Raw genomic sequence first — 22,553 nt, 5'->3', positions numbered from 1 at the left:
GTTCCGTCGCGCGCTGTGATACCGAGGAGTAACCACGGTGTGCGATGAGGCGCGCCGGACGGAGAAGGGGACAGCGCGATGCCGGTCAGGATCGAACGTCAGGGTCACGTCACCACCGTCATCCTCTCCCGGCCCGCGGCCCGTAACGCGGTGGACGGGCCGACCGCCGCGGAACTCGCGGACGCCTTCCGGAAGTTCGAGGCGGACGAGACGGCGCGCGTCGCGGTGCTCTGGGGCGAGGGCGGCACCTTCTGCGCGGGCGCGGATCTCAAGGCCATCGGCACCGAGCGCGGCAACCAGGTCACGGAGGACGGCGACGGGCCGATGGGTCCCACCCGGCTGCGCCTGACCAAGCCGGTGATCGCGGCGGTCGCGGGACATGCCGTGGCCGGCGGTCTGGAGCTGGCGCTCTGGTGCGATCTGCGCGTCGCCGAGGAGGACGCCGTCTTCGGGGTGTTCTGCCGCCGCTGGGGCGTCCCGCTCATCGACGGGGGCACGGTACGGCTCCCCCGGCTGATCGGCACGAGCCGTGCGATGGACATGATCCTCACCGGTCGCGCGGTCGCCGCCGCGGAGGCGTACGAAATGGGGCTCGCCAACCGGCTCGTCCCGGTCGGCCGGGCCCGCGCCGAGGCCGAGCGGCTCGCCGCAGAGATCGCCGACTTCCCGCAGGCCTGTGTGCGCAGCGACCGTGCCTCGGTCCTCGACCAGGACGGCCTGGTCGAGAAGGAGGCCATGCGCACCGAACTCCGTTACGGCATGGGCGTGCTGGACGAGAGCACGGAGGGCGCGGCCCGCTTCGCCTCCGGTGCGGGGCGGCACGGTTCGTTCGGCGGGCTGTGACACCGGCGATCCCCGCCCGGCAGGCCCGTTGGCCGGGGCGGTGGTCAAGGCCGGTCCCCCGCAGGCCTGGTGACGGAAGGGCGGCTGGATGCGGCAGGATGAGCGGTCTCCCCGGACGACGACGAGCACACGTCCGGGTGTGATCGTGCGTTCCCGGATTCGAGCAGGTGGCAAGTGACGACACAGCACATTCGGCCCGCGGGCCCTCACCCCGGTCCCGGCTTCGGAGGAGGTCATCGATGAAGCGCTCCGTCACCGTGGACGACCTGATGGTCGCCGGAATAGCCGTGATAGCCGGGCTGCTGGCAGCGTTCCTGCTGCGGATGCTGCTGCGCTGGCTGCGTAAGCACGCCGAGCGCACCCGCTGGAGCGGCGACGACATCGTCGTGGACGCGCTGCGCACCCTGGTGCCGTGGGCGGCCATCGCGGCGGGCCTCGCGTCGGCGGCCGCGGTGCTTCCGCTGACCGCGCCGATCGGACGCACCGTCAACCGGTCCCTGACCGTCCTGCTCATCCTGGTCACGACCATCACCGCGGCCCGGCTGATCACCGGCCTGGTGCAGTCGGTGACCCAGTCCCGATCGGGCGTCGCCGGATCGGCCACCATCTTCGTCAACATCACCCGGGTCGTGGTGATGGCGATCGGCTTCCTGATCGTCCTGCAGACGCTGGGCATCTCGATAGCGCCCCTGCTCACGGCCTTGGGTGTAGGCGGTCTGGCCGTCGCCCTCGCCCTCCAGGACACCCTCGCCAACCTCTTCGCGGGCGTGCACATCCTCGCGTCGAAGACGATCCAGCCGGGCGACTACATCCGTCTGAGCAGCGGTGAGGAGGGGTACGTCGTCGACATCAACTGGCGCAACACCACGGTCCGTCAGCTCTCCAACAACCTGGTCATCATCCCCAACGCCCAGCTCTCGGGCACCAACATGACCAACTTCACCCGGCCCGAGCAGCAGATGACGCTCCTCGTGCAGGTCGGCGTCGGCTACGACAGCGACCTGGACCACGTCGAGCGGGTCACCAACGAGGTCGTCGCCGAGGTGATGACGGGGATCGCCGGCGCCGTCCCGGACCACGAACCCGCCGTCCGTTTCCACACGTTCGGCGACTCGCGCATCGGTCTCACCGTGATCCTCGGCGTGGGCGAGTTCAGCGACCAGTACCGGATCAAGCACGAGTTCATCAAGCGCCTGCACAGGCGCTACCGGGACGAGGGCATCCGGATTCCGTCGCCCGCCCGGACGGTCGCGCTGCAGCCCGGCGGTGTGGGGCTCCTGGAGCCGTCCCTGGAGTCGTCCATCCCACATCAGCGCGAGGCCACGAAACAGCCCTGAGAGCGGGCCGGGGGCCGGGCGGAACACTTCCGCCCGGCCCCCGCCGGTCGGCGGGTCGATCAGAGCGTGGCGGACGAGTCCGGGTAGTGGCCGGGCTCGCGGTGGCGGGGTGCGACCAGGCTCGACACCACCGGGGTGACCGTCCAGTCGGGGTGGTTCGGCATGCGCGGTGTCCTCGTCCCGTACAGCCAGTCGTTCAGGAAGCCGGACTGGTCCTGTCCCGAGATCTCCGAGGCGACCGCGATGTAGTCCGCGGTGGTCGCCGCGGAGTTGCGGTACCGCTCCAGGAAGGTGCGCTCGATGCGGTTGAACACGTCCTCGCCGACGGCCTCGCGCAGCGCGTAGAGGACCAGGACACCGCCCACGTAGCGCTGGTTGTCGAAGAGGTTGACCTCGTTCGGCGCGGCGACGGGCCCGGAGGTCTGCCGCCACTGGTCGCCCTTGGCGTACGTGTCCTTCATCCGGGCTTCCATGGTGGTGAGGCCGAGCGAGTCGGCCCAGCCGCGCTCGTAGCGGTAGAGCAGCCCGTAGAAGTCCGCGTGGCCCTCGTTCAGCCACAGGTCCGCCCAGTTGGCGGGGCTGACACTGTTGCCGAACCAGGAGTGGACCAGCTCGTGCATCATGTGCGAGCCGATCTTCTTCTCCTCCTGGAGCAGGAAGTTCGGCTTGTAGAGCGTGAGCGTCTGGGTCTCCAGACCCGTGAAGTCGAAGGCGTTCGCGGCGTCGGAGTTGCAGGGCAGCAGCCCGTACGTCTCGAAGGGATAGGCGCCGAGCCGCTGCTCCAGCCAGTCGATCAGGCCGGGGGTGAGCGCGAGCGCCGGCTCCAGCGCGGCGGCGCGCGCCGTCGGGACGACGTCCCGCAGCCCCAGCCCGTGCGGCCCCTGCCGCTCCTTGACCGTGTAGTCGCCGACCGTGATCTGCACCAGCTCGGTCGCTATCGGCGAGGCCGAACGGTAGAGGTACGCGGTCCGGTCGCCGTCGAGGCTCTCCGTGCGGAGCAGCGTGCCGCTCGCGACACCGCGCAGACTGCTCGGCACGGTGATGCGGAAGCTGAAGTCCGCCTTGTCCAACGGGTGGTCGTTGCACGGGAAGACGGTGTGCGCCGAGTTCGGCTGGGGGCACACCGCGAATCCGTCGGCGGTGGGGACCCAGGCGGTGTGCGCGAGTGCCTTGGCCGGGTCGGCGCCGTACTCGACACAGACCGCGACGGCGCAGTGCTCCGGAAGGGTCCGGGCCGGGGTGATGCGCAGCTTCTCGTCCACCTGCTCGAAGGTGGCGGGGGTACCGCCGACCCGCACCGAGCGCACGTCCAGGCCGAGCGCGTCGAGCGAGAAGCGGGAGAGATCCTGGGTCGCCTTGATCATCAAGGTCGCCTTGGCGTCGACCAGACGGGTCGTGGCGTCGTACGAGAAGTCGAGGTGGTACGCCTCGACGCGGTAGCCGTCGTTGCCGAGGGCCGGGAAGACGGAGTCGCCGAGGGTCTCCGCACCCGGGGTGCCCTGAGGCCTTAAGGCCTGGGGCCGCGCGGAGGCCGTGGGTGCGACGGCGAGCGCGGCGGCCGTGCCGATCAGCGCGGCCGCGGGGGCCGTCACTCTGGTGCGATATCTCATGAGTCGCTTTCGTCGGAGCGGCGGGAGCCTGGAGGCCCGTCGCCGGATCAGGTGGGTGATCACATGGGTGATCACCCACCTGTACGCGTGAGCGGGGCGTCCGGTTGCCTCCGGCTCAGCTTTTCCCGTTTTCACTCCGGCCCGTGCATTCACTTCCGCGGGGCCCGGGCCGACGCGGACAGCGCTTTTCCCCCACCCGCGGCCCGACCCGGGGCCGACCCCTGTCGAGCCGGGGTCGCTCACGAGATATCTTGATGTCGAGCAATGTTGCAGACGTGGAGCGGAGCACCCGGTGACTGACTCGACCATCATTTACACGCACACTGACGAGGCCCCGGCCCTGGCGACGTATTCGTTCCTGCCGGTGGTCCAGGCGTACGCCTCGCAGGCGGGTGTCACTGTGGAGACCCGTGACATCTCGCTGGCCGGGCGCGTCATCGCCCTCTTCCCGGAGTTCCTCCAGGAGGACCAGCGCATCGCGGACGCCCTGTCCGAGCTCGGAGAGCTGGCCAAGACGCCCGGCGCGAACATCATCAAGCTGCCGAACGTCTCGGCCTCGATCCCCCAGCTGAAGGCCGTTGTCGCCGAGCTGCAGGCGCAGGGCTACGCGCTGCCGGACTACCCGGACGACCCGAAGTCGGACGAGGAGCGCGACATCCGCGCCCGTTACGACAAGGTCAAGGGCAGCGCCGTGAACCCGGTGCTGCGCGAGGGCAACTCCGACCGCCGCGCCCCCGCGTCGGTCAAGAACTACGCCAAGACCCACCCGCACCGCATGGGCAAGTGGTCGTCCGACTCGAAGACGAACGTCGCCACCATGGGCGTCGACGACTTCCGCTCCACCGAGAAGTCCGCGGTGATCTCCGAGGCCGGCTCGCTGCGGATCGAGCTGGTCGGCGACGACGGCTCCACCACCGTGCTGCGCGAGTCCGTACCCGTCCTCGCGGACGAGGTCGTGGACGCGTCCGTCCTGCACGTCGCGCCGCTGCGCGAGTTCCTCACCGAGCAGATCGCCCGCGCCAAGGCCGAGGACGTGCTGTTCTCGGTGCACCTCAAGGCCACGATGATGAAGGTCTCCGACCCGATCGTCTTCGGTCACGTGGTGCGCGCCTTCTTCCCGAAGACGTTCGCGGCGCACGGCGCGACGCTCGCCGCCGCCGGTCTGACCCCGAACGACGGCCTCGGCGGCATCTACAAGGGCCTGGAGGCCCTGCCCGAGGGTGCCGAGATCAAGGCGTCCTTCGACGCCGAGCTCGCCGAGGGCCCGGCCCTCGCGATGGTCGACTCCGACAAGGGCATCACCAACCTGCACGTGCCGTCCGACGTCATCGTCGACGCCTCGATGCCGGCCATGATCCGCACCTCCGGCCACATGTGGGGCCCGGACGGCCAGGAGGCCGACACCCTCGCGGTCCTGCCGGACAGCAGCTACTCCGGCGTGTACCAGGTCGTCATCGACGACTGCCGCGCCAACGGCGCCTTCGACCCGTCGACGATGGGCACCGTCCCGAACGTCGGTCTGATGGCACAGAAGGCCGAGGAGTACGGCAGCCACGACAAGACCTTCGAGATCGCGACCACCGGCACGGTCCGCCTGGTCGACCAGGCCGGCAACGTCGTCCTGGAGCAGTCCGTCTCCGCCGGCGACATCTTCCGCGCCTGCCAGACCAAGGACGCGCCGATCCGGGACTGGGTGAAGCTGGCCGTCACCCGCGCCCGCGCCACCGGCGAGCCGACCGTGTTCTGGCTGGACGAGGAGCGCGCACACGACGCCGTGCTCATCGAGAAGGTCAAGCGGTACCTCCCGGAGCACGACACCGAGGGCCTGGACATCCGCGTCCTGTCCCCGGTCGAGGCGACCAAGCTGTCCGTGGAGCGCATCCGCCGCGGCGAGAACACCATCTCGGTCACCGGCAACGTGCTGCGCGACTACCTGACCGACCTGTTCCCGATCCTGGAGCTGGGCACCAGCGCCAAGATGCTGTCGATCGTCCCGCTGATGGCGGGCGGCGGCCTCTTCGAGACGGGCGCCGGCGGCTCCGCCCCCAAGCACGTGCAGCAGCTCGTCAAGGAGAACTACCTGCGCTGGGACAGCCTCGGTGAGTTCCTCGCGCTGGCCTCCAGCTTCGAGCACCTCGCGACCACCACGGGCAACGCGCGTGCCCAGGTGCTCGCCGACACCCTCGACCGCGCGACGGCGACCTTCCTCAACGAGGACAAGTCGCCGACCCGTCGCGTCGGTGGCATCGACAACCGCGGCAGCCACTTCTTCCTGTCCCTGTACTGGGCCAACGAGCTGGCGCGGCAGACCGACGACGCGGACCTCGCCAAGGCGTTCGCCCAGCTCTCCGAGGTGCTGAGCGCGCAGGAGCAGACGATCGTCGACGAGCTGATCGCGGTTCAGGGCAACCCGGCCGACATCGGCGGCTACTACCAGCCCGACCCGGCCAAGGCCGCCTCGGTCATGCGCCCGTCGGCCACCTGGAACGAGGCGCTGGCGATCCTCGCCTGACCCACACACCACCCGCGCGGACGCCACCGCGCGCATGCCGCCCCGGCCGGATCCTCCGGCCGGGGCGGCCGCGTTGTGCGGCCCTCCCGGCGCGTCACGGTGACAGCAGCGGCCCACCTGGGGGATCACCGGTGGCGGGCCGGAACTCCCGTTCATAGCTTCGGCCTATGACCAAACAACAGATGGCCTACCTCGCGTGCACCGCGGTGGTCGTGGCCTCGGGCGTGGGCGCCGCCCTGCCGGCGAACCACCCGTCCGTGCACCTGGTACGCCCCGGTGAATCCATCCAGAAGGCCGTTGACTCGGCGAAGCGGGGGGACACCGTCGTCGTCTCCCCCGGCACTTATCACGAGAGCGTCCGCATCACGGTGTCGGACCTGACCCTGCGGGGCGCGAGCGCCCGTTCCACCGTCATCGTGCCGGGTACGGCCACCGGTGACGCGTGTGCCAAGGCGGGCAACGGCATTTGTGTGACAGGGACGGACAGCAGTCCCGTCCGGAACGTCACCGTGGCCTCACTGACCCTCAGGGGCTTCTCCAAGCAGGGCCTGTGGGCGTCGGGGACCGACCGGCTGACGGTCCGCAGGGTCACCTCCGAGAAGAACGGCCAGTGGGGTCTCGCCTCGGAGAGGTCCGTCCGCTCGGTGTTCGTCCACAACACCGCGAAGGACAACGGCGACGCCGGACTGTTCGTCTCCAACACGATCGGCACCGAGGAGGGAGCCCGCGACACCAAGGGGACGGTGCTCGCTCACAACTACCTGAGCGGCAACCGGATCGGCATCACGGTGCGGCGGCTGCGGAATCTGACCGTCGCCCGCAACGAGGCCACCGGCAACTGCACCGCGGTGTTCGTCGTGGGTGACGAGAACAAGCCGCGTGTCGGGGACCTGTCCGTACGCCGGAACTACATCCACGCCAACAACAAGTCCTGCCCCAAGACCGCCCGGCTGCCCGCCCTCCAGGGCTCGGGGATCGTCCTCACCGGCGCGGAGGACACCCGCGTGACGCACAACAGGGTCGAGGACAACGTGGGCACGTCCCCGCTGTCGGGCGGCATCGTGCTGTTCAAGAGCTTCGTGGGCGCGCTCAGCGAGCGCAACGTGGTGCGCGACAACGTGGTCCTGCGCAACGGCCCGTCCGACATCGCCAACCGCGACACCGGCAAGGACAACAGGTTCCGGGGCAACACCTGCAAGGTCTCCGAGCCCGCCGGAATGTGCTGACGTCCCGGCCCGACCACAGAACCGGGTCCGCACCCCCGTACGGCCCCGGTCCTCCCTCCGTACAGCCCGGTCCGCTCCTCATTCGGACCGGTCCGTCCCCCATTCGGACCGGTCCGGTCCCCCCGGTACGGACCGGTCCGGTCCCCCCGGTACGGACCGGTCCGGTCCCCCCGGTACGGACCGGTCCGGTCCCCCCGTACGGCACGACATCAGAAACGAGGCATTGAATGACGACTGTTGATCAGGCTCCCCCGCCGCCGATGCGGCTGAGGGAGCTCGTGTTCGGAGCGGCCTGCGCCGCCGCCGTACGCGCCGCCGCCCGCCTCGGTGTGGCGGACGCCCTGGACGACACGCCCATGAGCGCGGAGGACCTGGCGGCGGCGGTGAAGACCCAGCCGGGGACCCTGCGCCGGCTGCTGCGCGCCCTGTCCTGCCAGGGCGTCTTCGTGGAGCGCCCCGACGGCACGTTCGCGCACACGGAGATGTCCAGGCTCCTGCGCGAGGACGACCCGCACAGCCTGCGGTACATCGCCCTGTGGTGCACCGAGCCCTGGACGTGGAACGTCTGGCCGCAGCTCGACGAGGCGGTCCGCTCCGGCCGCAACGTCTTCGAGGACGTGTACGACAAGGAGTTCTTCAAGTACCTCAACGAAGACGCCCCCGAGTCCGCGCACGTCTTCAACCGGGCCATGACGACGTCCAGTTCGCAGTCGGCGCAGGACGTCGCGAACCTGCTCGACCTGCGGGGTGTGAAGGCGGTCGCCGACATCGGAGGCGGTCAGGGACACGTCGTGGCCAGCCTGCTGGAGAAGCACCCCGGCATGCACGGCACCCTGCTCGACCTGCCGGGCGTGGTGGAGAACGCCGATCCGCGCCTGCGCGACGGCGGGGCGCTGGCCGACCGGGTGCGGATCGTGGCCGGGGACTGCCGTGAGGACATCCCCGTCCAGGCCGACGTCTACATCATCAAGAACATCCTGGAGTGGGACGACGAGAGCACCCGCCGGGCGCTCGCGAACATCCGTGAGGCCGCACGGCCCGGTGCCCGGGTGGTCGTCATCGAGAACCTCGTGGACGACACCCCGTCGATGAGGTTCACGACGGCCATGGACCTGCTGCTGCTCCTCAACGTCGGCGGTGCCAAGCACACCCGGCAGAGCATGGTCGACCGGCTCACGGACGCGGGCCTGGTCATCGGCGAGATCCGCCCGGTGAACGCCTATCTGCACGCCTTCGAGTGCACCGTCCCGGGCTGATCCTCCCGGGACGATCCTCCTGGACGCAGGGGAAAACCCGAGGCCGCCGGTTCCGCTTCATGCGGAGCCGGCGGCCTCGGGTTGTGTCCGGGCGCTCGCTCAGCCGGCGGCGTCCCGCTCCCAGCGGTAGAAGCAGTGGGCCATGGCGTCCTTGGGGCTCCGCCACGTCTGCGGGTCGTAGGCGCTGACGTACGCCGACAGTTCCTCGCTGACGCTCCGGAACTCGGGGTGCCCGACCACCTTCGCGATGGCCGGCGCCGGGTCCCGGTCGGATTCGATGAGGTGCAGATACACATCACCGAACTGGAAGAGGCTGCGCCGGTTGACCCCGATGAGGTGCGGGAGTTCACCCCGGTCGGAAGCGGCGAACACGTCGGAGATCGCCGGCGCCGAGTCGGGCGCCATGCGGGCGACGATCAGGGCGTGGTGCATCAAGTGTCCTTCCTGTGCCGGTGCCGGCGGTCAACGGGGCATGGCGGCCGGGCTGCGGCGGTCACGGGCGGCCTGCTCGATCCGGTCCCTGATCAGGGCCATCTGCGTGACGGAGTTGCGGTTGATGTTGTCCGTCATCCAGGCGTCGTCGACCGGGGCCTCGGGCTTCATCGCGAAGTCCTGCACCCAGTGCATGTGGGTGCCGGCCGGGGTCTCCTTGTACTCCCAGCGGATGTTCATGTGCGCGAACGGACCCGTCTCGACGCGGCGGGCCCGGACGGTCCGCCTCGCCCGGTCCACGGTGCGCTGCGAGACCCAGCTCCACACCTTCCCGTTCTCGTCCGGGTGCATGGTGAGGCGGAAGGTCGTCGTGTCGCCGTCCCGGGAGAGGACTTCGAGGGACGCGTACTCGCTGAAGAGCTGTGGCCAGTTCTCGATGTCGTTCGTCATGTCCCAGACGAGGTCGAGAGGGGCGTCGATGGTGATGCTGTTCTCGGTGTGTCCGGCCACGTCAGGCTCCAGCCTTGAGGGTGTCGTTGACGAGATCGAGGAACTCGCGGGGGCTCTTGCAGCGCTCCGCGTCGGGCGGCAGAGGCCGGCTGTACCGGTTCTCCAGCTCGCCGACGATGCCGAGCAGACCGAGCGAGTCGAGTCCGAGGGTGCCGAACGGCGCGTCGGCAGCCTTCCTGAGTTCCTTGGGATCGACGGTGATCCCTGCCGCCTTCTTCATGAGAGCGGCCAGTTCGTCGAAGGTCACTTCGGTGGTGATCATGCGTGTGTTCTCCTCACTTCCGCCCGGACTGGCGGGCGGAGTCGCCGCCGCGGCGCACGACCAGCGCCGCGTTGGAACCCATGAGTCCCCTGCTGAGGATCAGGGCCGTGTGCAGTTCGGCGGGGCGGGCGTTCGACGTCACCAGGTCGAGGTCGTGGCAGATGTCGAACACATTGGGGGTGGGGGGTACTTGGCCGTGCTCCATCGCGAGCACGGCGGCCGCGGTGTCCAGCAGGGGTGCCCCGCAGTAGGCCCGTCCGATGCCCGTCTTGGGTGCCGTGACGGGTACACGGGTTCCGTGCGCCCCCAGGGCGTCGGCGATGGCCAGGGCCTCGGCGCGGTCCGCCGCCGGGACGCCGAGGGCGTCGGCGAAGACGACGTCGATCTCCTCCGGGGCGCAGTCCGCCTCGGCGAGGGCGCCCCGGATCGCGTGCGCGAGTCCCTCCCGGGACCGCTCCCACTGCGAGGCGCCGGTGAACGTGGCCCCGTGTCCGGCCACGACGGCCCGGACGCTCGCTCCGCGCTCGCGCGCACGCAACTCGTCCTCCACGACGAGCATGGCGCCGCCCTCCGCCGGCACGAAGCCGCAGGCTCCCTTGGTGAAGGGGCGGTAGGCGCGGTCGGGGTCCTCGACGGTACTGAGCTCGGGGTAGGCGAGCTGGCAGACCATCGAGTACGGGGCCAGGGGGGCCTCCGCGGCGCCGACGACCATCGCGCCGGTGCCGCGCCGTACGCCGCGGGCGGCGTGCGCGATGGCGTCCAGTCCCCCGGCCTCGTCGCTCGCGACGACTCCGCAGGGCCCCTTGAAGCCGCCGCGGATGGAGATCTGGCCGGTGCTGGCGGCGTAGAACCAGGCGATGGACTGGTACGGGCCCACGAACCGGGAGCCCTGTCCCCACAGTTTCTGCAGTTCCCGCTGGCCGAACTCGCCGCCGCCGGATCCGGCGGCGGTGACCACGCCGATGTCGTACGCCTCCTCGGGGTCGACCGCTCCGAGGCCCGCGTCGTCGAGGGCGAGGACGGTCGCCGCCATCGCGAAATGGCTGAAGCGGTCGGTCTGGACGAGGAACCGTTCCTCGATGAGGTCCGCGGCGTCGAAGGCCCGGACCTCGCCCGCGACGCGCAGCGGCAGGTGCTCGCAGCCCTCGCGGGTGATCCGGTCCAGAACGCCGAGGCCCTCCCTGACGGACTTCCAGTACGCGTCGGCACGCAATCCGTTGGGCGCGATCACACCGATGCCGGTGACGGCCGCGCGCCGGGGGCGCTGAGTACTCATCGTGTCCTCCCAGCCGGCCCGGTCAGGAGTACCGCGGACTGGAATCCGCCGAACCCGCTGCCGACGGAGAGCACATTCCTGAGCTTCCGCGGGCGTGCGGTGCGCGGCACGTAGTCCAGGTCGCACTCGGGGTCGGGGGTCTCGTAGTTCGCCGTGGGGGGCACCACTTGGTGCTTCAGGGCGAGAACGCAGGCGACGACCTCGATCGCGCCGATCGCGCCCAGCGAGTGGCCCACCATGGATTTGATGGAGCTCATGGGCGTGTTGTAGGCGTGCTCACCCAGGGACAGCTTGACCGCGGCGGTCTCGTGCCGGTCGTTCTGCCGGGTGCCCGAGCCGTGCGCGTTGACGTAGTCGATCAGCGTGGGGTCGAGGCGGGCCTGGTCGAGCGTGCCGTCGATCGCCCGGGACATCTCCAGGCCTTCGCTGGTCAGACCGGTCATGTGATAGGCGTTGCCGTAGGTGGCGTAGCCGCCGATCTCGCAGTAGATGTGCGCGCCGCGGGCTCGGGCGTGCTCGTACTCCTCCAGCACCAGTACGGCCGCGCCCTCGCCCATGACGAAGCCGTTGCGGTTGGCGTCGAAGGGCCGGGAGGCGTGCTCCGGGTCGTCGTTGTTGGGCGACGTGGCCTTGATGGCGTCGAAGCAGGCCATGGTGATCGGGGATATCGGCGAGTCGGACGCCCCGGCTATGCAGACGTCGGCCCGGCCCTCCTCGATGGTGTGGAAGGCGTATCCGACGGCGTCGAGTCCGGAGGTGCAGCCGGTGGAGACGGTCTGCACCGGTCCCTGGGCCCCGAACTGCTCGGCCACGACGGAGGCGAGCGTGCTGGGCGCGAACGCCAGGTGCAGTCGCGGATCGGCCGCGCGGTGGTCCACGTCCCACCGGCTGCCCCCTTCGCTGACCTTGACGTAGTCGTGCTCCAGGCGGGTGGTGCCGCCGACGGCGCTGCCCAGGGAGACGGCGACGCGCCAGGGGTCTTCCTCGCCGGCGTCGAGTCCCGAGTCACGGACGGCTTCCCCGGCGGCGACCACCGCGAACTGGATGTACCGGTCGGCGTCCCGGATCAGCGCCGGGTCGAGTCCGTGGTCGAGGGGGTCGAAGTCGCATTCGGCGGCTATGCGGGAGCGCAGTCCCGCCGGGTCGAACAGCGTGATGCCGCGGGTCGCGGTGCGGCCGGCTGCGAGGAGTTCCCAGAACGCCTTCGTTCCGGTCCCGCCCGGAGCGACCACACCGATACCGGTGACGGCCACCCGCCGGGTCACTGTATGGCCCCACTTCGCTCGGACGGCTGTCCGTGGTCGGGCGCGGACAGGTCGGGCCCGCCGATGACGACCTCGTGGCCGGGGGCGGCGGAGGTCTCCTCCGTGTCGACGTGTCCGAGGCTCGGACGCGGGGCGAGCGGGCCCAGGTGGAAGACCATGCGGGCCTCCACGTCGCCGACGTTGCGGAAGCGGTGCCGCATGTCGATCGGGATCAGCAGGCCCTGGTCGGGCCGGAGCGCGAACGCCTCACCGTCCAGGTCCACTTCGAGGGCGCCGGCGACCACGTACACGAACTCCTCGGAGTACGGGTGGTAGTGCTCGCCGATGCGCTCGCCGGGCTGGATGATGGCCAGGCCCATGAAGCCGCTGGTCGATCCCGCCGTGGCGGGCGTGAGCAGCGCCCGGATGTCGCCTCCGCGTCTGCGGTTGGGTTCCGTCTCGCTCAGGTCCACGATGCGTGGATGGTGCTTGATCATGGTTGATACCTCCGGGTGTGGCGGGGACGTCGGGTGGGTCGTCCGCGTACGTGGGCTGCGGCGGTCCGTCAGGAGCCCGCCGAGCTTCGGTCGGTGACGGGCAGCATGTCGGCGTGCGACAGGAGGCGGTTGATGTTGCGTTCCGTCCCCAGCGAGCCTTCGACGCCGATCGCGGCACCGTCGAGGAGCCGCTCCAGCTCCGCGGCCTTCTTGGTGCCCTTGAGGCCGAGGGAGGCGACGGGGTCGGCGTCGAGGTCGCCCACGATGTCGATGAGCCGCACCACGATGTCGTCGCGCTGGAAGACGGTGCTGCCGTACACCGGGCTGTTCTCGTCGTCCGCCGCGGCCTGGTCCTGGTGGGCGAGCAGCCGGGCCAGTTCCATTCCGCAGCCCGGCAGGGCCGGGTAGTACAGCGCGTGCCGCCGCAGCTTCGCGGGCTCCTTGCGGCCGGAGACCACGTGGTGCACGGCCGGGAGCGCCGCCCGGGTGAAGAACACCCGCGCCGAGTCGGGGTCGCTCAGATCCCGGTCCTGCTCCAGGTAGGGGTTGATGGCCTCCTCGACCGCGCGTACCTCCGGCTGGCGCGCGACGTGGCGCAGTGCCGCGAGGAGGTCGCCCTCCACCTCGACGGCCCGCACGACGCGGTTGCCGTGCATGAAGAGCGAGGTGCGGCGCAGCCGGGTGGTGTCGTCGACCTGGGCCTGCGGCGACTGGTACCCGGCCAGGATCTCCGCGACCTTCGATTCGGACCCGGGCTTGACCGTGAAGGTCAGGGCGTGGCGTGCCACACCGTTGCCGACACGGGCCTCGACCTGCTTGGGCGCCCTGGCCGACTCCGGGGTGAGCGGTTCGGCGGGGCTCGTCTCGCGGAGGATGCTGTAGCGCATCGACCGGGTGTCCCGGACGCAGCTGTGCATCGGCCTGACGGTTTCGACGTGCTCCTCGCTGTTCACCCAGGCGAGGAACGGCGGGGCACTCTCCCACTCGCTGGTGATGAGCCACTGCGAGGGGTTCTCGATCGACTGGCACAGCTGGTCACTGATGTGACCGGGGACCGAGGCGACCTGGTTGCGCATGAGTTCGTACGCGTCGAGGAACTGCTGCTGAGCGCCTTCGTACAGGTCGAGCAGCAGGATCACCCGAAGCCTGGAGCCGTCGAACGCCGACTGCGAGATACGTCCCGAAGGAGTCATTCCGGCACACCTCTCCTTTTTGTCACGGAAAGTCAGGAACGACCGCGGTATCCGAAAGGCCGGGGCCGCCATGAGCTGATCGTTGACGCGAGGTCCGCAGTGCGCGAGCCCCACGGGTCGGACGAGTGAACCGTGCGCCATCCGGGTGCCCCTGCCGCGCGAACCGGTCCACAAGGGGCATGGAACCTGCATCCCCTTCTCTCACTCGCGTCGCAGGCGACGCTGGAGGCAATCGATGAACCGATTCGAAGAGGCCGGCGAGAACGGTCTCCATACGCCCGTCCTCATCGTCGGCGGCTCTCTGGTGGGCCTCTCCACCTCGCTGTTCCTGGGGCGCCTCGGCGTGCCGCACATGCTGGTCGAGCGCCACGCGGGCACCTCGATCCACCCGCGCGGGCGCGGCAACAACGTGCGCACCATGGAGGTCTTCCGGGTCGCCGGGGTCCAGCGGCGCATCGAGGAGGCCGCCTCGGTCCTCGCGGACAACCACGGCATCCTGCAGGCGCCGACCCTGGTGGGCGATGCCGGCGAGTGGCTGTTCAAGGAGATCGACCCCGGCGGCGGGCTCGCCCGTTTCAGCCCGGGCGCCTGGTGCCTGTGCAGCCAGAACGACCTCGAACCGGTCCTGCTGGAGAGCGCCCGGGAGCTGGGCGGAGATCTGCGGTTCTCCACGGAGCTGATGTCGTTCGAGCAGGACTCCGAAGGAGTGACGGCGAAGGTCAAGAGCCGGGAGACCGGCGAGCACACCACGATCCGCGCGGACTACCTCGTCGCGGCGGACGGTCCGCGCAGCCCCGTCCGCGAGGCGCTCCGCATCGGGCAGACCGGCCCGGGCGACCTGTTCCACAACGTCAGCGTCACGTTCACCTCCCGCGGTCTCGCCGAGGTCGTCGGCGACCGGCGGTTCATCGTCTGCTACCTGACCAACCCGGAGGCCGACGGGGCGCTGCTGCCGGTGGACAACAAGGAGCACTGGGTCTTCCACGCTCCCTGGCACCCCGAACACGGCGAAACCATCGAGGAGTTCACCGACGAGCGGTGCGCCGAACACATCCGGCGGGCGATCGGCGTGCCGGATCTCGATGTGCAGATCACCGGCAGGGCCGCGTGGCACGCGGCCGAGCGGGTCGCCGAACGGTACGGGCAGGGACGGGTGTTCCTGGCCGGCGATTCGGCCCACGAGATGTCACCCACCGGGGCGTTCGGCTCCAACACCGGTATCCAGGACGCGCACAACCTCGCCTGGAAGCTGTCCGCCGTGCTGGCCGGCTGGGCCGGCCCGGGACTGCTGAAGTCCTACGACGCCGAGCGCCGGCCGGTGGCGGAGGCGACGAGCGCACGCGCCTCGTCGCGTTCGGTCGAGCACAGCCACCCCGGGTACACCCCGGCTCCCGAGGCCGGTGGGCAGGGCGGCCCCGGCGGCAAGCGGGGCGGGATCCTCAACGTGGCGCTCGCCTACCGCTACCCGCGGGGCGCGGTGCTGGGCGCCGATCCGGCCGCTCCGGTCGTGCCCGAGGGCGTACGGCTGACGGGCGAGCCCGGAAGCCGGGCACCGCACCTGTGGCTGACCCGCGCCGGCACCCGGATCTCCACCCTCGATCTGTACGAGCGGTCCATGGTCCTGCTGAGCTCGGCGGACGGCTCCGGCGGGTGGCACGCCGCGGCGACGGACACGGCCCGACAACTGTCCGTCCCGCTCGACTCCTACCGGATCGGTGACGGGCCCGAGGCGGATCTGGTCCCCGCGGGCGACACGGACTGGGCGGCGATCCACGGCGTCGGCGCGGACGGTGCGGTGCTGGTCCGTCCCGACGGATTCGTCGCCTGGCGGTCCGAGGGGCCGTCCAAGGAGCCCCGGACGGCGCTGCGGGAGGCCCTGATCGCGCTCCTGGACCAGGCCTGACCTGCCGTTTCCGGGCGGGCCGAGATCATCGCCCGGGCCGGGCGGCGACCGCGGGTCCCCACGGGAACGGAAACAGCCGGCGGCCGTATCGGATGTCCGATACGGCCTCCGGCCACGACTTCATCAGTCGGGACGACAGGATTTGAACCTGCGACCCCTTGACCCCCAGTCAAGTGCGCTACCAAGCTGCGCCACGTCCCGATGCGTCTCACTCGCGGTGCCCCGCGTGATCACGCATCCAAACCCTACCGCACCTCGGTGGATGACCGCGCACGCATTGTCATCGTCCCAGCGCAGCCGGGGTCGCCGTACGCGGGCGGGGGCGCCGTACGAGGCGGGACGGGTCGCCGTAAGGGGCTGAAGGGTCCGCCGTACGGGGCGGGAGGTGTCGCCGTCAGGCCGGTTGGTCCAGGTCGGCCGCGGCCGCCCGGAGTGCGTCGGCCAGCCGGGCCGCCGGTTCCGGCAGGGGGTGCGGAAGGCGGGCGAGGACGAGGCGGCGCCGCTCCTCGGGGCCGCCGCGCACGGACAGGATCCGTACGCCCGCCGGCGCGGCGGGGGCCAGCGAGGCGGGAACGGTGGTCAGACCGCAGCCGGCGGCCACCAGGTGCAGTTTGGCCAGCCAGTCACGGGCGGTGTGGGCGATCACAGGACGCTCGTCCAGTCCCGGCCAGACGCCCATCAGTCGCTCGTCGCCGACGGACGAACCGGCGATCCAGCGCTGTCCGCGCAGATCGGCGACGTCGACGGAGTCGGCGGCGGCGAGCGGGTGCGTCGCCGGCACCGCGAGCCGCAGACTGCGTTCAGCGAGCGTCCGCACTGTCAGCGGGGGCGACTCGCTGTCCAGGGGCCGGAACGGTGGCGCCGAGGCGAGCAGGGCCAGGTCCAGGGTGCCGGCCCGCAGCGCGCGGACCAGCGCGGGGGTGCTGCCCTCCCGGGTGCTGACGGTGATCGCCGGGTGGCTGCGGCGCAGGGCGGCGACAGCACGGGGCAGCAGGACCGCGCCCGCACTGGCGAACCAGCCGAGGCGGACGGTCCCGGCCTCGGCGGGCAGCCCGGCGAGTTCCCGCGCCGTCGCGTCGATCTGGTCGAGCACGGTCACGGCCCGGCGCAGTACGACGTGTCCGGCCGCGGTCAGCCGCACACCGTCCCTGCGCCGCTCCAACAGCGGTGCCCGTGCGGCCCGTTCGAGCGAGGCGATCTGCCGGGACACGGCGGACTGGGTGTAGCCGAGCGCACCGGCCGCCGCGGTGAGCGTGCCCCGTTCGGCCACCTCACGGAAGACGCGCAGGGCGACCAGCGAGACGTCGGTGAAGTCCATGACGATTACGCATACCAGACCTGAGCAGGTTTCGTTGGACGCATGCCCGAGGGGTTCCTAGCGTGGTGGACATGACCAACCCACGCATCGCTCTTGTCACCGGAGCCAACCAGGGGCTCGGCTTCGCGCTCGTCGAAGGGCTCGCCGCCCGGATGGACCGCGACGACCTGGTCCTGCTCACCGGGCGCGACGCCCGCCGGGTCGCCGACGCCGTCACGCGCGTCAACGCGTCCGCGGCGACCGTGAGCCGGGTCGAGGGCCGCGTCCTCGACGTCACCGACGCGCGGGCCGTACGGGACCTGGCGGCCGAACTCGGCGCGCGCCACGGCGGGGTGGACATCGTGGTGTCCAACGCGAGCGCCATGCTGAGGCCGGAGCGGTCGCAGGCCGAGCAGGCCGACGCCTTCATCGATGTCGCCAACGGGGGCGCGCACGCGGTGCTGCGCTCGTTCGGCCCGGTGCTGCGCCCCGGTGGGCGGCTGATCGTCGTGGCCAGTTCGCTGGGCACGCTGGGTCATCTCGACGCCCGGCTGCATCCGCTCTTCGACGGCGCCTCGCTCGACGAGGTGGATTCGGCGGTCGAGTCCTGGCGGGCCGCCGTGCACGCGGGCACCGAGCGGGAACTCGGCTGGCCCCGGTGGATCAACGTGCCGTCCAAGGTGGCCCAGGTCGCCGCCGTGCGGGCGGTCGCGGCCGAGCGCCGGGACGCCGACCTGGCCGACGGCACCCTGGTCGCGGCCGTCTGCCCAGGGCTCGTGGACACACCGCTGTCGCGCCCGTGGTTCGCCGACTTCAGCCAGGCGCAGACCCCCGCGCGGGCCGCGGTCGCGGTGCTCGATCTGCTGCTGCGCGACAAGGTCGATCCGGCGCGGTACGGCGAACTGGTGCGGTTCGGTGAGGTGATGCCGTGGCGGGCGGGCAGGCCGCCGCGTCACCAGGAGAAGCTTCTCAACGCGTAGGGCCCTGCCGGCACCAGCCGGTGGTGGGTGGCGCCGGGCGCGCTCCACCCACCACCGGACCGTCGGTCAGGCGTTGGGGTCGAACGTGATGCCGGCCGGCTTGGCCTTCGTCAGGTGGGAGTTGAAGTTGCCGTCCTTGAGGCCGAACACGGCGCTGCCGAAGTCGTACGCGCTCAACTTGTCGCGCAGCCCGGCGGGGTAGCCGTTCCAGCCGACCAGGGTCGGGAACTGCCAGGTGTGGTGGTGGTTCTCCGGCGGCTCGTCGTTGGTGTTCGCGGGCCGGAAGCAGTGCGTGCCGATGCCGTCCTTGTGGTAGACGACCTTGGGGTGTGTTCCGTCCCAGCGGATCTGGTCGCGGCTGTAGATGTTGAAGTTGCCGTGGGCCGAGGTGGACACGTACTTGGCCTCGTTGTCCTGGACCCACACCACGACGTGCTCCCAGTCGTTGCGGTGCCCGCCGAGGCCGCTGCCGACGACGGCCTGGTCCTTCTCCATGTAGAGGCCGTAGATGATGGCGCACCAGCCGTTGTTGCACTTCTCGCGCGAGTACCCGTTGGTGTTGTCGAGGTCCCAGGAGTCGCGGCACTGGCCGTTCAGGGCCCCGGAGGGCTTGAGGCCGGGGTTGACGGTGCCGTCGGGGCCGATGGCGGGCGTCGGGTAGCAGCCGTCGGTGTCGTAGTCGAAGGCCGGCTGGAACGTCTGCTCCAGTCCGTCCGCGTTCGCGGGCAAGGCCTTGGGCGGGTCGGCGAGGGCGCTGCCCGGGAAGGCGACGACCAGCGCGACGGCGCTGCCGAGGATGAGCGAGACCTTGCGGATCCGCGAGCTTCTTGTCACTGCGTCCTCCAGATCGACCGCGGCGTGGGGGCGGGGCAGACCAGGCGGTCGTCTTGGCATGCCCAGATCAGCTTTCCGGGCGGGCGCGAAAAACACCAGAGGTCGCGGGTGTCAGAGCGATGAAGGATCAACCAATGGGGAGGGTGAGGCAGCCTGTTGGAGGCCGCCCGACTCTCCCCATCGCCCAACTCCCGTGCCCGGCGGCCCGGTTGCCGCCCGGCACGGGAGGTACCGGGCACGGGAGATGCCGGGCACGGGATGCCGGGCACGGAAGGTACCCGGAACTAGACCTGGCCGTCGGCGAGCTTCCACTCCCGGTGCAACGCGCCCAAGGGAATGGCCCGTTGGAACACGGGCGTGCCGAAGATGGACAGCTGCATCCGCAGGGTGCCGGTCAGGTCGACACCGCCGTAGAGGGCCCAGGCGCCCGTCGCGGCGCCGTCCGCCTTCGCCGTGGACCCGGTCGTGGTCGTGACGTCGGCCGAACCCGCGGCCTCGCCTCGCAGATACGGGGCCAGGTCGGCGCTGACCCCGACGGCGCCGTAGAGGCCGACGGTGGCCTCCGCGCCGAGGGCCGCCTTCACCCGTCCCGCCGCGCTGACGGAGGTGTGCACCGGACTGCTCGTCATGTGCGACTCGTCGACCGGCGTCCACCCCTGAGCAAGACCGAAGGTGCCGCCGGCCTTGAAGTCGCCCTGGAGATGCTGTTCGACGTCGACCGTGACCTTTCCGTCGGCGGCGATCTGGAAGTAGCAGGTCAGATCGAGGTTCACCACGACGGGAATCGGGCCGACCTGGAGGACGGGGTCGGCGTGCAGTTTCGCGAACGGCACCCGCACGGGCTGCGCGGAGGCGGCGGCGCGCCCCTTCACCGTCCACTGCGCGTCCCAGTCGCCGGAGACACCGAGATAGGCGGCGCCGGGCCCGGAGCCGGCCGCGTCACCGCCGTAGGAGAAGTCGACGTCCGGCGCGACCTGCACGAACCCGGAAACGGACGCCGATGCCGACGCCGGTGCGCCCGGCGCCGTGGCCACCTTCGCTCCGACGTCGATCCGCAGGCTGCCGAGCGGAACCTTCGCACCCTCGGGGCCGACGTGGGCGTCTCCGTTCTTCGCCCAGGAGACCTGCACGTCCGGCAGCAGTTTCTCGATCGCGAAGGACGCCGCGTCGACGGGGACGGACCCCTTGGCGTCGCCGTCGCCGAGCAGCGCGTCCAGGGTCGCCGGTGCCGTCTGCACCTCGGTGCCGGCGCCGCTCTCGCCGATCACCCGGGTCACCTTGGCGAGGAGGCCGTCGGGGGCGCCGGGCGCGGGGGCGCTGGCGATGACGTCTCCCACGGCGGTGCCGTGCGGCTTCGCCGTGCTCCCGGCGGACGGGGACGAGGACGAGGATGGCGAACCGGTCGCCTTGTCGCCCGAACCACCCTGGTGAACAGGAGATATGACGGCTCGTCGGGTCTTGCTGTCGTACGAGGTCACCTTGAGCGCGGCCCGGTGGGCCCGGCCGCCCGACGTGCCCGGACGGGCGACGGCGGTCGAGGTGGCCGCCGCCTCGGGGGCCGCGGCGACGGCGAGCGGTTGCCCGGCGTCCGTTCGGGCGGAGGAAGAGGCGGCGGGACGGGCATGGTCGGCCCGGGAGGACGACTCCGCGGGACTCACGGAGCAGCCGGCGGCGAGGAAGAGGGCGGATGCGGCGAGCGCGGGCACGACGGCCCGCGAGGGCCGCTTGCGGATACGCAAGTTCAGTCCTTGAGGGGGGTGGGGGGTGACTCGGGATTACCGACGGGTAACCAGAAGTGAGGGTGTCATGAACCCGTGAAGCCCCGCTCCACCTTTCGGCGCCCGCCGGCGTGATGTGCGCCACGCCCGCCCCGTCGACCACAGACCGATGCCCGACAAGTCGTCAACTCCTCAACTAACCAGCCCTGCAAGGAGTGTGACGTAGTGTCAGAAAGTGCGGGCGGGAGGGACCGAAGAGGCGGATCGACGGACCCGGCGGCCCCGCCGTTTCGGTGAGTTGGTGAGTCGGCGGGCCGGTGAGCCGGCGGGCCTGAGTCGGCGGGCCGGTGAGTCGGTGAGTCGGCGGAGCCGCCCGCCGCCCCTAGAAGACCTCGCTCCGCGGTTCCCACCCCTCGTAGGCCGCCGTCAGCAGCCCCAGGACGCCGTGCGCGGTGACCTCTCGGGGGTTGGGGTAGGACTCCGCGGCGGCCTGTGTCGCCGCGGCTGCCAAGTCGGTTTCCTTCAGGCCGAGTTCCGCGAGGGTGCGGGGAGCGCCGAGGCCTCCCGCGAGCTCCCGCAGGGCACCGGGGACGTCGTCGGTACCCAGGACCCTGGCCAGAACGGCGATCGCCCGGGGCGCGGCCGGCGCGTTGTAGGCGAGGGCGTACGGGAGGACCACCGTGTGGGTCTCGGCGTGCGGCAGGCCGAAGCTGCCACCGAGGACATGGCACAGCTTGTGGTGCAGGCCCATGGTGGTCGCGCCGAGGCAGGCACCGCAGAGCCACGCGCCGTAGAGAGCCCGGCCGCGCGCCTCCGGATCGCCGGGAGCCGCGGCCACTTCGGGCAGGGCACCGGCCATCGCCCGCACGCCCTCCTCGGCCATCAGGGTGACGATCGGGGACACATCGGGTGCGTACAGCGCTTCGACGGCGTGTGCCAGCGCGTTGATGCCACTGGTCACCGAGAGCGGGACCGGGAGACCGAGGGTGAGCTCGGGGTCGTAGACGACGCAGCGGGGCTGTACGGAGGAGTCGCGCCCGGTGCGTTTGACCCCGTGCTCGGTCAGGCCCCACACGGACGTCATCTCGGAGCCGGAGTAGGTGGAGGGCACGGCGATCAACGGCAGTCCGGCGCGCAGCGCGATCGCCTTCCCGAGACCGATCGCGGAGCCGCCGCCCACGGCGACGCAGCCGTCGGCGCCCGCCGCGCGCGCCACCTCGACCGCCCGGTCGGCGACCTCCACGGGTACGTGCATCCGGGCGCCGGAGTGCAGCCCCACGCAAGTGTCGCCGAGCGCGTCCGCCACCGACCGTGCGACCTCCTCGCCCCGGCTGCCGCACACCACGAGCACCCGGTGCAGCCCGAGCCGCGCGGCCTCCCCCGGTGTCGCGGTCACCGAGGCACCGGACCGGAAGACGACCCGGGCGGGCCGGGTCTCGTAGGCGAAGTCGAGCGGGGTGCTCCGTGGGGTGGTCATCGGGCTTCCTCCGTGGATACCCCGGCCTTCGGGCCGGGGAGGAAAGGGACTCCTGCGGAGCAGGGCAGGGAAAGACGATTCGCCGCCGGGGCGGATCGCCGATCACCACCCCAAGTCAGCAGACGGTCACAATCTGTTGTGATAAC

Annotated in this window: 19 protein-coding genes and 1 tRNA gene; 7 read left to right on the top strand and 13 right to left on the bottom strand. The window is 71.1% G+C overall.

Annotated features, from left to right (window positions below; genetic code table 11):
- The first annotated feature begins 78 nt into the window (after positions 1–78).
- Positions 79–843 (top strand): crotonase/enoyl-CoA hydratase family protein, encoded by a 765-nt coding sequence (locus ABZX90_RS12175; protein ID WP_351119916.1) that lies wholly within the window; start codon positions 79–81, stop codon positions 841–843.
- A gap of 239 nt (positions 844–1,082) precedes the next feature.
- Positions 1,083–2,180 carry a mechanosensitive ion channel family protein gene (locus ABZX90_RS12170; protein ID WP_351119914.1) on the top strand — a complete coding sequence of 366 codons (1,098 nt, stop codon included), beginning with the start codon at positions 1,083–1,085 and terminating at the stop codon, positions 2,178–2,180.
- A 59-nt stretch (positions 2,181–2,239) separates the two neighbouring features.
- On the opposite strand, the gene ABZX90_RS12165 is transcribed toward ABZX90_RS12170, so the two are convergent.
- The gene (locus tag ABZX90_RS12165) at positions 2,240–3,790 is read right to left on the bottom strand and encodes a M1 family metallopeptidase (RefSeq protein ID WP_355203982.1); all 1,551 of its coding nucleotides are present in this window, start codon (positions 3,788–3,790) and stop codon (positions 2,240–2,242) included.
- Positions 3,791–4,082: 292 nt separating this feature from the next.
- Between ABZX90_RS12165 and ABZX90_RS12160 the strand changes: the two genes are divergently transcribed.
- From ABZX90_RS12160 to ABZX90_RS12150, 3 genes are all read left to right on the top strand, one after another.
- On the top strand, positions 4,083–6,302 hold the full coding sequence (locus ABZX90_RS12160) for an NADP-dependent isocitrate dehydrogenase (protein WP_351119910.1): 2,220 nt from the start codon (positions 4,083–4,085) through the stop codon (positions 6,300–6,302).
- A gap of 167 nt (positions 6,303–6,469) precedes the next feature.
- Positions 6,470–7,528 (top strand): right-handed parallel beta-helix repeat-containing protein, encoded by a 1,059-nt coding sequence (locus ABZX90_RS12155; RefSeq protein WP_355203978.1) that lies wholly within the window; start codon positions 6,470–6,472, stop codon positions 7,526–7,528.
- A gap of 227 nt (positions 7,529–7,755) precedes the next feature.
- Positions 7,756–8,784, top strand: a complete 1,029-nt coding sequence (locus tag ABZX90_RS12150; protein ID WP_351119906.1) for a methyltransferase — start codon at positions 7,756–7,758, stop codon at positions 8,782–8,784.
- 99 nt (positions 8,785–8,883) lie between these two features.
- Here the strand turns inward: ABZX90_RS12150 and ABZX90_RS12145 are convergent, their stop codons facing one another.
- From ABZX90_RS12145 to ABZX90_RS12115, 7 genes are all read right to left on the bottom strand, one after another.
- Positions 8,884–9,216 carry a TcmI family type II polyketide cyclase gene (locus ABZX90_RS12145; protein ID WP_351119904.1) on the bottom strand — a complete coding sequence of 111 codons (333 nt, stop codon included), beginning with the start codon at positions 9,214–9,216 and terminating at the stop codon, positions 8,884–8,886.
- A gap of 30 nt (positions 9,217–9,246) precedes the next feature.
- Positions 9,247–9,726, bottom strand: a complete 480-nt coding sequence (locus tag ABZX90_RS12140) for an SRPBCC family protein (protein WP_351119902.1) — start codon at positions 9,724–9,726, stop codon at positions 9,247–9,249.
- Between the two features lies 1 nt (position 9,727).
- Positions 9,728–9,988, bottom strand: a complete 261-nt coding sequence (locus tag ABZX90_RS12135; protein ID WP_351119900.1) for a phosphopantetheine-binding protein — start codon at positions 9,986–9,988, stop codon at positions 9,728–9,730.
- Between the two features lie 13 nt (positions 9,989–10,001).
- Entirely contained in the window at positions 10,002–11,264 is a 1,263-nt protein-coding gene (locus tag ABZX90_RS12130; protein ID WP_355203973.1) for a ketosynthase chain-length factor, read from the bottom strand.
- Positions 11,261–12,529 (bottom strand): beta-ketoacyl-[acyl-carrier-protein] synthase family protein, encoded by a 1,269-nt coding sequence (locus ABZX90_RS12125; protein ID WP_351119896.1) that lies wholly within the window; start codon positions 12,527–12,529, stop codon positions 11,261–11,263. The genes ABZX90_RS12130 and ABZX90_RS12125 overlap by 4 nt, the downstream gene beginning before the upstream one ends.
- Positions 12,526–13,005, bottom strand: coding sequence for a cupin domain-containing protein (locus ABZX90_RS12120; RefSeq protein ID WP_355203970.1), 480 nt, complete (start codon positions 13,003–13,005; stop codon positions 12,526–12,528). Before ABZX90_RS12120 ends, ABZX90_RS12125 begins: the two co-directional genes overlap by 4 nt.
- A 68-nt stretch (positions 13,006–13,073) precedes the next feature.
- Complete coding sequence (locus ABZX90_RS12115) at positions 13,074–14,198, bottom strand: SchA/CurD-like domain-containing protein (RefSeq protein WP_355203967.1); 1,125 nt, start codon at positions 14,196–14,198, stop codon at positions 13,074–13,076.
- Positions 14,199–14,433: 235 nt separating this feature from the next.
- Here ABZX90_RS12115 and ABZX90_RS12110 point away from each other — a divergent pair, with 235 nt between their 5' ends.
- Complete coding sequence (locus ABZX90_RS12110) at positions 14,434–16,101, top strand: FAD-dependent monooxygenase (RefSeq protein ID WP_351119891.1); 1,668 nt, start codon at positions 14,434–14,436, stop codon at positions 16,099–16,101.
- A gap of 127 nt (positions 16,102–16,228) precedes the next feature.
- Here ABZX90_RS12110 and ABZX90_RS12105 read toward each other — a convergent pair.
- Together ABZX90_RS12105 and ABZX90_RS12100 are read right to left on the bottom strand one after the other, a co-directional pair.
- Positions 16,229–16,302, bottom strand: a tRNA-Pro gene (locus ABZX90_RS12105).
- Between the two features lie 193 nt (positions 16,303–16,495).
- On the bottom strand, positions 16,496–17,419 hold the full coding sequence (locus ABZX90_RS12100) for a LysR family transcriptional regulator (protein ID WP_355203964.1): 924 nt from the start codon (positions 17,417–17,419) through the stop codon (positions 16,496–16,498).
- Positions 17,420–17,490: 71 nt separating this feature from the next.
- Here ABZX90_RS12100 and ABZX90_RS12095 point away from each other — a divergent pair, with 71 nt between their 5' ends.
- A complete protein-coding gene (locus ABZX90_RS12095; RefSeq protein WP_355203961.1) occupies positions 17,491–18,378 on the top strand; it encodes an SDR family NAD(P)-dependent oxidoreductase in 888 nt (295 codons plus the stop codon).
- A gap of 66 nt (positions 18,379–18,444) precedes the next feature.
- On the opposite strand, the gene ABZX90_RS12090 is transcribed toward ABZX90_RS12095, so the two are convergent.
- From ABZX90_RS12090 to ABZX90_RS12080, 3 genes are all read right to left on the bottom strand, one after another.
- Positions 18,445–19,212, bottom strand: coding sequence for an NPP1 family protein (locus ABZX90_RS12090; protein WP_351119885.1), 768 nt, complete (start codon positions 19,210–19,212; stop codon positions 18,445–18,447).
- 284 nt (positions 19,213–19,496) lie between these two features.
- Positions 19,497–20,945, bottom strand: coding sequence for a hypothetical protein (locus ABZX90_RS12085; RefSeq protein ID WP_355204171.1), 1,449 nt, complete (start codon positions 20,943–20,945; stop codon positions 19,497–19,499).
- A gap of 367 nt (positions 20,946–21,312) precedes the next feature.
- On the bottom strand, positions 21,313–22,407 hold the full coding sequence (locus tag ABZX90_RS12080; protein ID WP_355203957.1) for a maleylacetate reductase: 1,095 nt from the start codon (positions 22,405–22,407) through the stop codon (positions 21,313–21,315).
- Between the last annotated feature and the right edge of the window lie 146 nt (positions 22,408–22,553).

This window comes from Streptomyces sp. NPDC002935 (assembly GCF_040611295.1).
Taxonomy (GTDB): Bacteria; Actinomycetota; Actinomycetes; order Streptomycetales; family Streptomycetaceae; genus Streptomyces.
This window is presented reverse-complemented; position numbering and strand designations above follow the sequence as displayed.

Coding starts and splice junctions, on each gene's coding strand:
- ABZX90_RS12175 (WP_351119916.1), top strand. CDS start 79: ATGCCGGTCAGGATCGAACGTCAGGGTCACGTCACCACCGTCATCCTC.
- ABZX90_RS12170 (WP_351119914.1), top strand. CDS start 1,083: ATGAAGCGCTCCGTCACCGTGGACGACCTGATGGTCGCCGGAATAGCC.
- ABZX90_RS12165 (WP_355203982.1), bottom strand. CDS start 3,790: ATGAGATATCGCACCAGAGTGACGGCCCCCGCGGCCGCGCTGATCGGC.
- ABZX90_RS12155 (WP_355203978.1), top strand. CDS start 6,470: ATGACCAAACAACAGATGGCCTACCTCGCGTGCACCGCGGTGGTCGTG.
- ABZX90_RS12150 (WP_351119906.1), top strand. CDS start 7,756: ATGACGACTGTTGATCAGGCTCCCCCGCCGCCGATGCGGCTGAGGGAG.
- ABZX90_RS12145 (WP_351119904.1), bottom strand. CDS start 9,216: ATGCACCACGCCCTGATCGTCGCCCGCATGGCGCCCGACTCGGCGCCG.
- ABZX90_RS12135 (WP_351119900.1), bottom strand. CDS start 9,988: ATGATCACCACCGAAGTGACCTTCGACGAACTGGCCGCTCTCATGAAG.
- ABZX90_RS12130 (WP_355203973.1), bottom strand. CDS start 11,264: ATGAGTACTCAGCGCCCCCGGCGCGCGGCCGTCACCGGCATCGGTGTG.
- ABZX90_RS12120 (WP_355203970.1), bottom strand. CDS start 13,005: ATGATCAAGCACCATCCACGCATCGTGGACCTGAGCGAGACGGAACCC.
- ABZX90_RS12115 (WP_355203967.1), bottom strand. CDS start 14,198: ATGACTCCTTCGGGACGTATCTCGCAGTCGGCGTTCGACGGCTCCAGG.
- ABZX90_RS12110 (WP_351119891.1), top strand. CDS start 14,434: ATGAACCGATTCGAAGAGGCCGGCGAGAACGGTCTCCATACGCCCGTC.
- ABZX90_RS12100 (WP_355203964.1), bottom strand. CDS start 17,419: ATGGACTTCACCGACGTCTCGCTGGTCGCCCTGCGCGTCTTCCGTGAG.
- ABZX90_RS12095 (WP_355203961.1), top strand. CDS start 17,491: ATGACCAACCCACGCATCGCTCTTGTCACCGGAGCCAACCAGGGGCTC.
- ABZX90_RS12080 (WP_355203957.1), bottom strand. CDS start 22,407: ATGACCACCCCACGGAGCACCCCGCTCGACTTCGCCTACGAGACCCGG.